Genomic DNA, 16,889 nt, shown 5'->3' with positions numbered 1-16,889 from the left:
ATGAGAGAAAATTATAATAACAACTAGGGAGTCAGCTTCTATGAAGCGTTTACAGTACTTTTTCTATCTGATCCTTTTATTAACTCTGAGTGCTTGTGGTGGTGGTGACCCCATTAGTGATGGTGGGAATCCTGACGGAAATGGGGGCAATGGTGGTACGACACCCATAGTGCCAACAACGACCATAGAGCTCACGATTGATAATCCCCAAGTTTCAGCGATAAATCCCGCAACCTTAACCGCAACGGTAACTGAAGGTGATGACCCTGTTGCTGGTGTTGTTGTCCAGTTTACGGCGGGCCTAGGGGTTTTAGATGTAGAAACTGGAACGGCTCTCACTAACAGCGAAGGTATTGCCACCATAGGTTTGTTAGCCGGCACCGTTGAGGGGGCCGCAAAAGCAACCGCGTCAATTGAATCCGGCGAAAGTGCTGAAGTTACTTTTGAAACTAAAGGCGATGGTGCAAATCAAAATGTAATAAATCCTACCACTGTAGTGTTAACTATGACCTCCCATAACATTACCGCGGACTCTCCAGCAACGGTTACAGCCGTTGTTTCTAACTTACAAGGTCCTATAGCGGGTCAAGTTGTTACCTTTAGCTCTAACATGGGCTTTTTGTTACCTTCTTCGGGTACGGCTTTAACCGATAGTAATGGCCAAGCATCGATTCAAGTAAATGCTGGCGATGTACGTGGTGCTGGTACTATCACCGCATCAACATCAACTGGAGAGTTTGGTGAAATAAGCTTTGAAACTCTTGGCGATGGTGGCATTGTTGCCGGTAAGCAAGTAAAAATAAGTCTAAGTCGCAATGAGATTAGCAATGATAATCCAGCGACTGTATCGGTTAAAGTCACCGATGAAAACGGTGCTGTTGCAGGCGAAGTTGTTAATTTCTCAAGCACGCTAGGTTTGCTTGACCCTGTATCTGGCAGTGCTTTAACAAATGATGAGGGTATTGCAACAATCACCTTAACGGCTGGTTCTGTAAAAGGCGCAGCGCTTATTAGTGCCACACTAGCCAGCGGTGAGTTCGATGCGATAGGGTTTAAAACGGAAGGTGACGCCAACGATGTTATCGGTAAAAACGTTAGTCTTGTCATTTCAACAATTTCGATATCAGAAGCTAATTCTGCGACATTAACAGCAACGGTTACTCAAGTTGTAGGCGGAGTAAGCCAACCTGTTGTAGGTGATGTTGTAAACTTTGCATCTACCTTAGGTGCTTTATCACCTAATTCAGGTACTGCTTTAACGAATAGTGAAGGTGTCGCCATAATCAAGCTTGAGGCTGGAAATGTCCCAGGTGCGGGTGTTGCATCAGTCACTTTGGACAATAATGCGACAGCATCAGTTGGTTTTGAAACGGCAGGTGATCAAGCACCTAAAGGTAAGAAACTTATGATGAGTATGGCTCTAGAACAGCCAAACTCAGATGAATCCGGTACCATTAAAGATGGTAACGACGCTATCATCACCGTAACGGTTACCGAAACCATGGGCGATATTGAAAAGCCTGTAGAAGGTGAAGTTGTTGATTTTTCTTCAAGTCTTGGTGTATTAAATCCGTTTACCGGAACTGCATTAACCAATGACCAAGGTGTCGCTCAAATCAGACTTAAAGCGGGTATCGCGCAAGGTGCAGGTATTATTACAGCCAGATTGAGCTCAGGCGAAACCGACAGTTTAGGTTTTGAAACTCTAGGGGATGCCCCAGTAATAGATGGAAAAAAGGTAGAGCTTCGTATTGCCACACCATCGGATCCTACTATTGATGCAAATAAAATAAATGCTAAATACAGCGCTATCATTATCGCTAAGGTGACTGAAAATGACCAACCCGTTCGTAATGAAGTGGTAGAATTTTCGTCATCGCTTGGTTTACTTTACCCATCGTCGGGTACAGCCTTAACGGATGCTGCCGGTGAAGCGAGAATTACCTTAAGTGCAGGTACTATACAAGGTGCTGGCACCATTGTGGCAACGATAAGCAATTTTGCCACCGACAGTATTGGTTTTGAAACAGCCGGTGATGAAATTTTCGTTGCTGGGCCTGAGCCAACCAAAGTAGAGATGAGTTTATCTTATTCAAACCCAAATATTGACCTAAGCGACCCAATATCTTCTCTTAACCCAGTCACTGTTACAGCAACGTTAACCGACTCAGGTATACCGCGAGTTGGGGAGGTGGTCACGTTCTCTACTGACTTAGGGTTTTTAACACCAGCATCGGGTACGGTGTTAACGGATACAAGCGGCCAAGCTAGGATTGTACTAAATGCTGGAGACATCAAAGGCGCGGGTACCATTACAGCCGCTATTCCTTCGGGTGCTATTGGCCAAATCAACTTTGCATCATTAGGCGATGGTGGCACGGTTGTTGGTAAACAAGTTAATATCAGTTACACCACAAAAGATGGTACAAGCCTAATTTCAGCAGACAATCCAGCCACTGTTACTGTTAAAGTCACCGATGGTATTGAAAATGTTATTGGTGAGGTGGTTAATTTTTCCTCAACATTAGGTGTGTTAGATCCTGTATCAGGCACGGCATTGACTGATGCAAATGGTACAGCAACCATTACCTTAACGGCGGGCACCGTAAAAGGGGCCGGTCTTGTGACAGCCAGCCTTGCAAGTGGAGAATTTGACTCGATAGGTTTTGCGACCGAAGGTGATGCACGCCCTGTATTGGGTAATCGCGTCACATTAACCATTGCGACGCCAGCAGATGATACAGACCCAGATGCTGTCTTCCCGTTAGCCAAGATCACTTCTACGAATGCTGCAACGTTAACGGCCACCGTAACAGATGAAAATGGTGTTGGTGTACCAGGTGAAGTGGTTAACTTCTCAGCGACCTTAGGTTCATTAAACCCAGGCTCTGGTACCGCATTAACAAACGAAGACGGTGTGGCTGTGATCACCCTTGGCGCAGGTACAACGGAAGGTGCGGGTATTGCGAGCGTAACACTTGACAATGGTGCAACAGCATCGGTTGGTTTTGAAACGCTAGGTGATCAATTAGCTGAAGGTAAAATTCTTGAGATGAGTTTGGCTCTTGAAGAGCCTAATGCGGATGCGCCTAATACCATTTCAGATGCAAACTTTGCAACCATCACGGTTAAAGTGACGGATGAAAATGACGATGCTGTCGTAGCAGAGGTTGTTGAGTTTTCAGCAAGCCTTGGTGTTCTAGACCCATTCACTGGAACCGCATTAACGGATAAAGATGGTATTGCGACCATCACGTTAAAAGCGGGTAGTGTAAAAGGTGCGGGTATTGTTACCGCGAAATTGCGCTCAGGTGAAACCGATAACTTAGGGTTTGAAACCTTAGGTGATACTGTGCTTGTTGAAGGTAACAAAGTAGCGCTTGATATTGAGCTACCACAAGACAATCCAAGCATTACAGATGACAATAAGAACAAGATAAACGCGAATTACAGCGCTACCATCGTTGCGAAAGTGACTGATGAAAATGGCGATGGCGTTAAAGGTGAAGTGGTTGAATTTTCATCATCGCTTGGTTTGCTAAGTCCAGTCTCGGGTACGGCATTAACCGATATTTCGGGTGAAGCCAGAATTACGTTAAGTGCAGGTACCATTGAAGGTGCGGGTACGGTGGTTGCAACCTTAAGCAACTTTGCTACCGACAGTATTGGTTTTGAAACCGCAGGTGATGAAATCATTGTCACAGGACCAGAGCCAACAAAAGTGACATTAACATTAACCAAACAGTCAGATGTTGATACTTCAAAAACTACTGTAACAGAAGTAACGGGTGAAGAGTTTATTTGGGTAAATGTGAAGTTAACCGATAAGGTTGATGGTTTTGAAACTCCAAGAGTAAATGAAGTAGTGACCTTTGCCACCGACTTAGGCTTCTTGTCGCCATCATCAGGTACCGTACTCACTGGCTCCGATGGTACAGCACGTATTCAGTTACACGCAGGAGACGTTGAAGGTGCGGGTACGATTACCGCGGTTATCCCATCGGGTGCGGTAGGTCAAGTGAACTTCGCATCAAAAGGCGATGGCAATGCAGCGGTTACGGGTAAGCAAATTGAGATTGTTGGCTTAGTTAGTAAGAACACCGGTTTGTTTATCAGCACCATCAGTGCCACTGAAGAGGCGATTGTGCGCGTTAAAGTGAGCGATGAAAAAGGTGCTGGTCTTAACGATGAAGTGGTTAACTTCTCAAGCAGCTTAGGTGTGTTCGACCCAGTATCGGGTAGTGCATTAACCAAAGACGGTGGTATTGCTGAAATTACTTTAACAGCGGGTACGGTAAAAGGTGCAGCACTTCTTACCGCAGCGCTTGCCAGTGGTGAATTTGACTCGATTGGATTTGAGACTGAAGGTGATGTGGTCCCTGTTTTAGATAAGACGGTTACGCTAGAGTTGATAGATTCACAGGGGCAAGCAATTGGGACTAATGCAATTAGCAAAACCAATGTGGCTAAGTTAATCGCAACCGTTACCGATAGTGATGGCAATGCCTCTGGCGAGGTAGTGAATTTCTCATCAACCTTAGGTTCATTATTTCCAGCATCGGGTACGGCGTTAACGAACGAAGATGGTGTTGCAGTCATTAAACTTGCCCCAGGTACTACTCAGGGTGCGGGTGTTGCGACTGTTACTTTAGATAATGGTGCGACGGCATCCGTTACTTTTCAAACCCTAGGCGATCAATTAGCTGAAGGTAAAATTCTTGAGATGAGTTTGGCTCTTGAAGAGCCTAATGCGGATGCGCCTAATACCATTTCAGATGCAAACTTTGCAACCATCACGGTTAAAGTGACGGATGAAAATGACGATGCTGTCGTAGCAGAGGTTGTTGAGTTTTCAGCAAGCCTTGGTGTTCTAGACCCATTCACTGGAACCGCATTAACGGATAAAGATGGTATTGCGACCATCACGTTAAAAGCGGGTAGTGTAAAAGGTGCGGGTATTGTTACCGCGAAATTGCGCTCAGGTGAAACCGATAACTTAGGGTTTGAAACCTTAGGTGATACTGTGCTTGTTGAAGGTAACAAAGTAGCGCTTGATATTGAGCTACCACAAGACAATCCAAGCATTACAGATGACAATAAGAACAAGATAAACGCGAATTACAGCGCTACCATCGTTGCGAAAGTGACTGATGAAAATGGCGATGGCGTTAAAGGTGAAGTGGTTGAATTTTCATCATCGCTTGGTTTGCTAAGTCCAGTCTCGGGTACGGCATTAACCGATATTTCGGGTGAAGCCAGAATTACGTTAAGTGCAGGTACCATTGAAGGTGCGGGTACGGTGGTTGCAACCTTAAGCAACTTTGCTACCGACAGTATTGGTTTTGAAACCGCAGGTGATGAAATCATTGTCACAGGACCAGAGCCAACAAAAGTGACATTAACATTAACCAAACAGTCAGATGTTGATACTTCAAAAACTACTGTAACAGAAGTAACGGGTGAAGAGTTTATTTGGGTAAATGTGAAGTTAACCGATAAGGTTGATGGTTTTGAAACTCCAAGAGTAAATGAAGTAGTGACCTTTGCCACCGACTTAGGCTTCTTGTCGCCATCATCAGGTACCGTACTCACTGGCTCCGATGGTACAGCACGTATTCAGTTACACGCAGGAGACGTTGAAGGTGCGGGTACGATTACCGCGGTTATCCCATCGGGTGCGGTAGGTCAAGTGAACTTCGCATCAAAAGGCGATGGCAATGCAGCGGTTACGGGTAAGCAAATTGAGATTGTTGGCTTAGTTAGTAAGAACACCGGTTTGTTTATCAGCACCATCAGTGCCACTGAAGAGGCGATTGTGCGCGTTAAAGTGAGCGATGAAAAAGGTGCTGGTCTTAACGATGAAGTGGTTAACTTCTCAAGCAGCTTAGGTGTGTTCGACCCAGTATCGGGTAGTGCATTAACCAAAGACGGTGGTATTGCTGAAATTACTTTAACAGCGGGTACGGTAAAAGGTGCAGCACTTCTTACCGCAGCGCTTGCCAGTGGTGAATTTGACTCGATTGGATTTGAGACTGAAGGTGATGTGGTCCCTGTTTTAGATAAGACGGTTACGCTAGAGTTGATAGATTCACAGGGGCAAGCAATTGGGACTAATGCGATTAGCAAAACCAATGTTGCGACGTTAAAAGCAACGGTTACTGATAGTGATGGCAATGCCTCTGGCGAAGTAGTGAATTTTTCATCAACCCTTGGTTCATTATTCCCAACGTCGGGTACGGCGTTAACCAATGACAGTGGAGTTGCGTTTATTAAGCTTGCTCCAGGTACTACTCAGGGTGCGGGTGTTGCGAGCGTAACACTTGACAATGGTGCGACGGCATCCGTTACTTTTCAAACCCTAGGCGATCAATTAGCTGAAGGTAAAATTCTTGAGATGAGTTTGGCTCTTGAAGAGCCTAATGCGGATGCGCCTAATACCATTTCAGATGCAAACTTTGCAACCATCACGGTTAAAGTGACGGATGAAAATGACGATGCTGTCGTAGCAGAGGTTGTTGAGTTTTCAGCAAGCCTTGGTGTTCTAGACCCATTCACTGGAACCGCATTAACGGATAAAGATGGTATTGCGACCATCACGTTAAAAGCGGGTAGTGTAAAAGGTGCGGGTATTGTTACCGCGAAATTGCGCTCAGGTGAAACCGATAACTTAGGGTTTGAAACCTTAGGTGATACTGTGCTTGTTGAAGGTAACAAAGTAGCGCTTGATATTGAGCTACCACAAGACAATCCAAGCATTACAGATGACAATAAGAACAAGATAAACGCGAATTACAGCGCTACCATCGTTGCGAAAGTGACTGATGAAAATGGCGATGGCGTTAAAGGTGAAGTGGTTGAATTTTCATCATCGCTTGGTTTGCTAAGTCCAGTCTCGGGTACGGCATTAACCGATATTTCGGGTGAAGCCAGAATTACGTTAAGTGCAGGTACCATTGAAGGTGCGGGTACGGTGGTTGCAACCTTAAGCAACTTTGCTACCGACAGTATTGGTTTTGAAACCGCAGGTGATGAAATCATTGTCACAGGACCAGAGCCAACAAAAGTGACATTAACATTAACCAAACAGTCAGATGTTGATACTTCAAAAACTACTGTAACAGAAGTAACGGGTGAAGAGTTTATTTGGGTAAATGTGAAGTTAACCGATAAGGTTGATGGTTTTGAAACTCCAAGAGTAAATGAAGTAGTGACCTTTGCCACCGACTTAGGCTTCTTGTCGCCATCATCAGGTACCGTACTCACTGGCTCCGATGGTACAGCACGTATTCAGTTACACGCAGGAGACGTTGAAGGTGCGGGTACGATTACCGCGGTTATCCCATCGGGTGCGGTAGGTCAAGTGAACTTCGCATCAAAAGGCGATGGCAATGCAGCGGTTACGGGTAAGCAAATTGAGATTGTTGGCTTAGTTAGTAAGAACACCGGTTTGTTTATCAGCACCATCAGTGCCACTGAAGAGGCGATTGTGCGCGTTAAAGTGAGCGATGAAAAAGGTGCTGGTCTTAACGATGAAGTGGTTAACTTCTCAAGCAGCTTAGGTGTGTTCGACCCAGTATCGGGTAGTGCATTAACCAAAGACGGTGGTATTGCTGAAATTACTTTAACAGCGGGTACGGTAAAAGGTGCAGCACTTCTTACCGCAGCGCTTGCCAGTGGTGAATTTGACTCGATTGGATTTGAGACTGAAGGTGATGTGGTCCCTGTTTTAGATAAGACGGTTACGCTAGAGTTGATAGATTCACAGGGGCAAGCAATTGGGACTAATGCAATTAGCAAAACCAATGTGGCTAAGTTAATCGCAACCGTTACCGATAGTGATGGCAATGCCTCTGGCGAGGTAGTGAATTTCTCATCAACCTTAGGTTCATTATTTCCAGCATCGGGTACGGCGTTAACGAACGAAGATGGTGTTGCAGTCATTAAACTTGCCCCAGGTACTACTCAGGGTGCGGGTGTTGCGACTGTTACTTTAGATAATGGTGCGACGGCATCCGTTACTTTTCAAACCCTAGGCGATCAATTAGCTGAAGGTAAAATTCTTGAGATGAGTTTGGCTCTTGAAGAGCCTAATGCGGATGCGCCTAATACCATTTCAGATGCAAACTTTGCAACCATCACGGTTAAAGTGACGGATGAAAATGACGATGCTGTCGTAGCAGAGGTTGTTGAGTTTTCAGCAAGCCTTGGTGTTCTAGACCCATTCACTGGAACCGCATTAACGGATAAAGATGGTATTGCGACCATCACGTTAAAAGCGGGTAGTGTAAAAGGTGCGGGTATTGTTACCGCGAAATTGCGCTCAGGTGAAACCGATAACTTAGGGTTTGAAACCTTAGGTGATACTGTGCTTGTTGAAGGTAACAAAGTAGCGCTTGATATTGAGCTACCACAAGACAATCCAAGCATTACAGATGACAATAAGAACAAGATAAACGCGAATTACAGCGCTACCATCGTTGCGAAAGTGACTGATGAAAATGGCGATGGCGTTAAAGGTGAAGTGGTTGAATTTTCATCATCGCTTGGTTTGCTAAGTCCAGTCTCGGGTACGGCATTAACCGATATTTCGGGTGAAGCCAGAATTACGTTAAGTGCAGGTACCATTGAAGGTGCGGGTACGGTGGTTGCAACCTTAAGCAACTTTGCTACCGACAGTATTGGTTTTGAAACCGCAGGTGATGAAATCATTGTCACAGGACCAGAGCCAACAAAAGTGACATTAACATTAACCAAACAGTCAGATGTTGATACTTCAAAAACTACTGTAACAGAAGTAACGGGTGAAGAGTTTATTTGGGTAAATGTGAAGTTAACCGATAAGGTTGATGGTTTTGAAACTCCAAGAGTAAATGAAGTAGTGACCTTTGCCACCGACTTAGGCTTCTTGTCGCCATCATCAGGTACCGTACTCACTGGCTCCGATGGTACAGCACGTATTCAGTTACACGCAGGAGACGTTGAAGGTGCGGGTACGATTACCGCGGTTATCCCATCGGGTGCGGTAGGTCAAGTGAACTTCGCATCAAAAGGCGATGGCAATGCAGCGGTTACGGGTAAGCAAATTGAGATTGTTGGCTTAGTTAGTAAGAACACCGGTTTGTTTATCAGCACCATCAGTGCCACTGAAGAGGCGATTGTGCGCGTTAAAGTGAGCGATGAAAAAGGTGCTGGTCTTAACGATGAAGTGGTTAACTTCTCAAGCAGCTTAGGTGTGTTCGACCCAGTATCGGGTAGTGCATTAACCAAAGACGGTGGTATTGCTGAAATTACTTTAACAGCGGGTACGGTAAAAGGTGCAGCACTTCTTACCGCAGCGCTTGCCAGTGGTGAATTTGACTCGATTGGATTTGAGACTGAAGGTGATGTGGTCCCTGTTTTAGATAAGACGGTTACGCTAGAGTTGATAGATTCACAGGGGCAAGCAATTGGGACTAATGCGATTAGCAAAACCAATGTTGCGACGTTAAAAGCAACGGTTACTGATAGTGATGGCAATGCCTCTGGCGAAGTAGTGAATTTTTCATCAACCCTTGGTTCATTATTCCCAACGTCGGGTACGGCGTTAACCAATGACAGTGGAGTTGCGTTTATTAAGCTTGCTCCAGGTACTACTCAGGGTGCGGGTGTTGCGAGCGTAACACTTGACAATGGTGCGACGGCATCCGTTACTTTTCAAACCCTAGGCGATCAATTAGCTGAAGGTAAAATTCTTGAGATGAGTTTGGCTCTTGAAGAGCCTAATGCGGATGCGCCTAATACCATTTCAGATGCAAACTTTGCAACCATCACGGTTAAAGTGACGGATGAAAATGACGATGCTGTCGTAGCAGAGGTTGTTGAGTTTTCAGCAAGCCTTGGTGTTCTAGACCCATTCACTGGAACCGCATTAACGGATAAAGATGGTATTGCGACCATCACGTTAAAAGCGGGTAGTGTAAAAGGTGCGGGTATTGTTACCGCGAAATTGCGCTCAGGTGAAACCGATAACTTAGGGTTTGAAACCTTAGGTGATACTGTGCTTGTTGAAGGTAACAAAGTAGCGCTTGATATTGAGCTACCACAAGACAATCCAAGCATTACAGATGACAATAAGAACAAGATAAACGCGAATTACAGCGCTACCATCGTTGCGAAAGTGACTGATGAAAATGGCGATGGCGTTAAAGGTGAAGTGGTTGAATTTTCATCATCGCTTGGTTTGCTAAGTCCAGTCTCGGGTACGGCATTAACCGATATTTCGGGTGAAGCCAGAATTACGTTAAGTGCAGGTACCATTGAAGGTGCGGGTACGGTGGTTGCAACCTTAAGCAACTTTGCTACCGACAGTATTGGTTTTGAAACCGCAGGTGATGAAATCATTGTCACAGGACCAGAGCCAACAAAAGTGACATTAACATTAACCAAACAGTCAGATGTTGATACTTCAAAAACTACTGTAACAGAAGTAACGGGTGAAGAGTTTATTTGGGTAAATGTGAAGTTAACCGATAAGGTTGATGGTTTTGAAACTCCAAGAGTAAATGAAGTAGTGACCTTTGCCACCGACTTAGGCTTCTTGTCGCCATCATCAGGTACCGTACTCACTGGCTCCGATGGTACAGCACGTATTCAGTTACACGCAGGAGACGTTGAAGGTGCGGGTACGATTACCGCGGTTATCCCATCGGGTGCGGTAGGTCAAGTGAACTTCGCATCAAAAGGCGATGGCAATGCAGCGGTTACGGGTAAGCAAATTGAGATTGTTGGCTTAGTTAGTAAGAACACCGGTTTGTTTATCAGCACCATCAGTGCCACTGAAGAGGCGATTGTGCGCGTTAAAGTGAGCGATGAAAAAGGTGCTGGTCTTAACGATGAAGTGGTTAACTTCTCAAGCAGCTTAGGTGTGTTCGACCCAGTATCGGGTAGTGCATTAACCAAAGACGGTGGTATTGCTGAAATTACTTTAACAGCGGGTACGGTAAAAGGTGCAGCACTTCTTACCGCAGCGCTTGCCAGTGGTGAATTTGACTCGATTGGATTTGAGACTGAAGGTGATGTGGTCCCTGTTTTAGATAAGACGGTTACGCTAGAGTTGATAGATTCACAGGGGCAAGCAATTGGGACTAATGCAATTAGCAAAACCAATGTGGCTAAGTTAATCGCAACCGTTACCGATAGTGATGGCAATGCCTCTGGCGAGGTAGTGAATTTCTCATCAACCTTAGGTTCATTATTTCCAGCATCGGGTACGGCGTTAACGAACGAAGATGGTGTTGCAGTCATTAAACTTGCCCCAGGTACTACTCAGGGTGCGGGTGTTGCGACTGTTACTTTAGATAATGGTGCGACGGCATCCGTTACTTTTCAAACCCTAGGCGATCAATTAGCTGAAGGTAAAATTCTTGAGATGAGTTTGGCTCTTGAAGAGCCTAATGCGGATGCGCCTAATACCATTTCAGATGCAAACTTTGCAACCATCACGGTTAAAGTGACGGATGAAAATGACGATGCTGTCGTAGCAGAGGTTGTTGAGTTTTCAGCAAGCCTTGGTGTTCTAGACCCATTCACTGGAACCGCATTAACGGATAAAGATGGTATTGCGACCATCACGTTAAAAGCGGGTAGTGTAAAAGGTGCGGGTATTGTTACCGCGAAATTGCGCTCAGGTGAAACCGATAACTTAGGGTTTGAAACCTTAGGTGATACTGTGCTTGTTGAAGGTAACAAAGTAGCGCTTGATATTGAGCTACCACAAGACAATCCAAGCATTACAGATGACAATAAGAACAAGATAAACGCGAATTACAGCGCTACCATCGTTGCGAAAGTGACTGATGAAAATGGCGATGGCGTTAAAGGTGAAGTGGTTGAATTTTCATCATCGCTTGGTTTGCTAAGTCCAGTCTCGGGTACGGCATTAACCGATATTTCGGGTGAAGCCAGAATTACGTTAAGTGCAGGTACCATTGAAGGTGCGGGTACGGTGGTTGCAACCTTAAGCAACTTTGCTACCGACAGTATTGGTTTTGAAACCGCAGGTGATGAAATCATTGTCACAGGACCAGAGCCAACAAAAGTGACATTAACATTAACCAAACAGTCAGATGTTGATACTTCAAAAACTACTGTAACAGAAGTAACGGGTGAAGAGTTTATTTGGGTAAATGTGAAGTTAACCGATAAGGTTGATGGTTTTGAAACTCCAAGAGTAAATGAAGTAGTGACCTTTGCCACCGACTTAGGCTTCTTGTCGCCATCATCAGGTACCGTACTCACTGGCTCCGATGGTACAGCACGTATTCAGTTACACGCAGGAGACGTTGAAGGTGCGGGTACGATTACCGCGGTTATCCCATCGGGTGCGGTAGGTCAAGTGAACTTCGCATCAAAAGGCGATGGCAATGCAGCGGTTACGGGTAAGCAAATTGAGATTGTTGGCTTAGTTAGTAAGAACACCGGTTTGTTTATCAGCACCATCAGTGCCACTGAAGAGGCGATTGTGCGCGTTAAAGTGAGCGATGAAAAAGGTGCTGGTCTTAACGATGAAGTGGTTAACTTCTCAAGCAGCTTAGGTGTGTTCGACCCAGTATCGGGTAGTGCATTAACCAAAGACGGTGGTATTGCTGAAATTACTTTAACAGCGGGTACGGTAAAAGGTGCAGCACTTCTTACCGCAGCGCTTGCCAGTGGTGAATTTGACTCGATTGGATTTGAGACTGAAGGTGATGTGGTCCCTGTTTTAGATAAGACGGTTACGCTAGAGTTGATAGATTCACAGGGGCAAGCAATTGGGACTAATGCGATTAGCAAAACCAATGTTGCGACGTTAAAAGCAACGGTTACTGATAGTGATGGCAATGCCTCTGGCGAAGTAGTGAATTTTTCATCAACCCTTGGTTCATTATTCCCAACGTCGGGTACGGCGTTAACCAATGACAGTGGAGTTGCGTTTATTAAGCTTGCTCCAGGTACTACTCAGGGTGCGGGTGTTGCGAGCGTAACACTTGACAATGGTGCGACGGCATCCGTTACTTTTCAAACCCTAGGCGATCAATTAGCTGAAGGTAACAAAGCGGTTTCACTGAGCATCTCTTCTTATAATGTGAGTGCAGAAAACCCTGCAACAGTTACTGCATATGTCACTGATTCGCAAGGTGGTGTACCCTATGAAGTCGTTAACTTTTCTACCTCGTTAGGTGTGATAAATCCGACGTCTGGCAGTGCGTTAACCGATGAAAACGGCTATGCAACCATTAATATTTCGGCTGGTGAAATAAAAGGTGCCGGTTTAATTCGCGCGACGTTAACGACGCAAGAATTTGATACCATAGGTTTTGCAACAGAAGGCGATGAGTCTAAAGTTGTTGGCAAGGATGTACAAATTCATATTTCATCATCCTCAGTTACGCCTACTCAACCAGCAACCTTAACGGTACTTGTTACAGAAAACACGGTGCCAATGGCTGGTGAAGTGGTCAACTTTGCCTCTACATTAGGTCAGCTCTCACCAAATTCTGGAACAGCACTTACCGATGATTTGGGGGTTGCTACTATTACTTTACTCGCAGGTTCTGAAAACGGTGCTGGTGTCGCTACCGCAACGTTAACGAATCAAGCCACAGCCTACGTTGATTATGAAATAACTGAAGCTATACCTTCAGTACCTAACACTAAAGTTGTAGCGATGAGATTATCATCACTTGAGCCTATTAGTGATGCACAACCTATTGAAGTGATTTTTAAAGTAACAGACGCTGCTAACATTCCAATTTCAGGAGAAGTAGTTGAGTTTTCATCCAGTATCGGTGTGTTTTTTCCATTCACCGGGACAGCTATGACTAATGCATCAGGTGAAGCGAGCATAACACTTAAAGCGGGTAGCGTTAAAGGTACAGGTATTGTTAGCGCTAAATTAGTTAGTGGTGAAAGCGACAGTTTAAGCTTTGAAACCTTGGGTGATACTCCAAAAGTGATTGGCAAAGAGATCCTTCTTAGCATGCCGGTTACGCATATTGATGCGAAGAGTCCAGCAACGGCTAAAGCTAGGGTTTTTGAGAATGGCTTACCCGTTGCACGCGAGATTGTAGAGTTTTCTGCAACAATTGGTGAACTGGATCCATTTTCAGGAACAGCCTTAACCAATGAACAGGGTATTGCTGAAATTACCGTCACCGCTGGCTCGATAAAAGGAGCTGGTATGTTGACGGCAACATTATCAACAGGGGCTAGTGACAGTTTAGCATTTCAAACAGAAGGCGATGCAGAAGTCGATACCGCGCCAATAGGGACATCTTTAGAGTTGAAGCTTCTTGACGATGCAGGTAATGAAACGTCATCTATTGACAAAACTAAACCTGCAAAAGTAATCGCCATTTTGAAGGATGCTAATGGTGATGGCATTAATGGTGAAGTTATTGCCTTTGAAACTGTGTTAGGTATTCTCGATCCAGTTTTTGGTACCGCATTAACCCAAACTGTTGAAATAGATGGTGTGCTGACTGATGGTGTGGCATCGATTACTCTAACAGCGGGTGCTGTTGAAGGTGCATCAGTGCTAACGGCTACGAGCAAAGACGTCAAAGGTGCCGTGAGTTTCTATACTAAAGGTGACCAAACCACCGAAATAACTGTTGATGTGGTCATGGTAACACCAGATACAACTGATGAAATTACAGTGATTAATACAACCACCCCTGGGCAACTTATTGCTACCGTAAAGGGGATTGATTCACCGGTTATTGTGACCTTTAGTAGTGACATTGGTGAAATCCCTATCCCAACGGCCATCACTGACGAAAACAATCAAGCGATTATTGATATTTTCGCAGGTGATAAACTAGGTGCAGGGACTATAACGGCGAGATTAAAAGATGGCGAATTTGGTGAAGCCTTGATTGTGGTCGGTGCAACTAATCTAGAAATGGGTAGTGGCACACCATTTGTTAAAGGCCAAGCAGAGCTTGGAGAAGCAACAATATCAGCCGGTGGTACAACCTCTGTAAGTGTTGATATATTGGTTCCTGAAATAGATCCTGTAACAGGAGAGCAGGCTTTAGACAGTATAACTGGCGAGCCTATCTATACGCCATATAACTCGCCAGTTGAAGTATTCTTCAGTTCTAATTGTGCGATTTCTGGTGAAGCAATATTAAGCTCGCCGGTAATAAGCCGAGCTGGAAAAGCATCGAGTACTTATCGAGCCGACGGTTGTGTTGGTGATGATCAAATTACTGTAAGCGCCAATGCTGGTGGGATTAATTTAACCGCAACAACGGCCGTTAAAATTGAACCGGCAAGTGCTGGCAGCATTCAATTTGTTAGTGCGACACCTGAAAATATATCATTGCAAGGTGTTGGCGGTAATGAAACATCAACTGTTATATTTCAACTTTTAGATACCAACGGCAAACCTGTTTCAGATACTGATGTCGATGTTGATTTTAGTCTAAATACGGATGTTGGTGGTATAACCCTAGACCCGCCATCAGCAAAACCTGACGAAAATGGTTTCGTACAAACTGTGGTTAATTCAGGCACGATTGCAACTTCAGTTCGAGTTACTGCAGAGATCCGAGGTTCATCACCACGAATAGCGACTCAATCAAGCATGCTGGTTATTTCTACGGGTATTCCAGATCAAGACAGTTTTTCATTGTCGGCTGAATACTATAATGCTGAAGCTTGGAATATTGATGATACCACCGTAGAAATAACAGCGCGTCTGGGCGATGCATTTAACAACCCCGTTCCTGATGGCACAGCGGTATATTTCACCACCGAAGGTGGAGTTATCGAACCTTCATGTGTGACAGAAGATGGTCGTTGTGTTGTCACTTGGACTGGTCAAAACCCACGTCCAATAGATGGTCGAGTGACTGTTTTAGCAACCGCAATTGGTGAAGAATCGTTTGCAGATTTAAATGGAAATGGCCGTTTTGATTTAGCAGACGTGGACGCCTTTAAAGGTCAGAACGGTTATACCGGCAAAGATGTTAGCGGTACCCCATATGATTTACCGGAAGCCTTTTTAGATAGTGATGAAGATGGCCAGTTCGACGAAATAGCCTCTGATGGGCATGACGATTTTGTCGATTTCAACAAAAGTGGTACGTTTGATCCGGCCGATGGGAAATACACGGGTAGTTTGTGTGCTGCGGATAATACGGGTAATTGTACAGATAATTTCAAGTCCTTAAATGTTCGCGGCTCTTTTGTGTTAATAATGGCAAGTGGTGAAGCCCTCATATCAGCAGATCAAACGCCAGATGATCACGAGTCGATTGATAACTCAAGCGATACAGTCGTTAATATTACAGGTGAAGGCACAGCAGGCGCCAGTGTGTTTATTTCTGACATTAATAGTCAACCAATGCCATTTGGTACGACAGTGAAATTCTCGACCACAGCAGGCACTATAGAAGGTCCAGACTCATTTGTTTGGCCAAGTGAAAACACTAATGGTGGGCGTATCTTCGCTGTATCAATTGTCGGTTCTGAAGAACCTAAAAATGGTAAGTTAATCGTAGAAGTAGTCAGCCCTAGTGGTATTAGTACTGTCTATCAAGGAATTGATGTTGAAATAACAGCGGCAGCACCAGTGACACCTTAAAAAAATGGACAGTTAGTTAAAAGGCTTCTTAATAGAAGCCTTTTTTGTTTAAGGAGAAAGGTTTAAAGCTAAACCTTGCTTATGTTTAATTTATAGACAAACAGTTATGAAAATCAGAAAAAATCGAAATATTGCTTTAAATCTAACTAGGTTCTTTATTATGATGGCGCCGAGAAAAACACTGAAAATGAACCTTTTATTGAAAAAAAGAAATTCTCAAAGTGAAAATAATTGCTTGTAACTGGGAAATTTTCCATATATACCTAATAGCAATTCATAA

General features: G+C 44.5%; 1 protein-coding gene. It reads left to right on the top strand.

What is annotated here, in order from left to right:
• The first annotated feature begins 40 nt into the window (after nucleotides 1-40).
• Nucleotides 41-16,609: a hypothetical protein gene (locus tag ACAY00_RS08645; RefSeq protein WP_371372499.1), complete on the top strand. Its 16,569-nt coding sequence runs from the start codon at nucleotides 41-43 to the stop codon at nucleotides 16,607-16,609.
• Nucleotides 16,610-16,889 lie beyond the last annotated feature (280 nt).

This window comes from Thalassotalea sp. 273M-4, from assembly GCF_041410465.1.
In the GTDB taxonomy this organism is placed as follows: Bacteria; Pseudomonadota; Gammaproteobacteria; order Enterobacterales; family Alteromonadaceae; genus Thalassotalea_A; species Thalassotalea_A aquiviva.
The sequence above is the reverse complement of the archived record's forward strand: the minus strand, read 5'-3'. Positions and strand labels throughout refer to the sequence as shown.

Bases quoted from the DNA above. Each gene is read 5' to 3' on its own strand.
- ACAY00_RS08645 (WP_371372499.1), top strand. From the start codon at position 41: ATGAAGCGTTTACAGTACTTTTTCTATCTGATCCTTTTATTAACTCTG.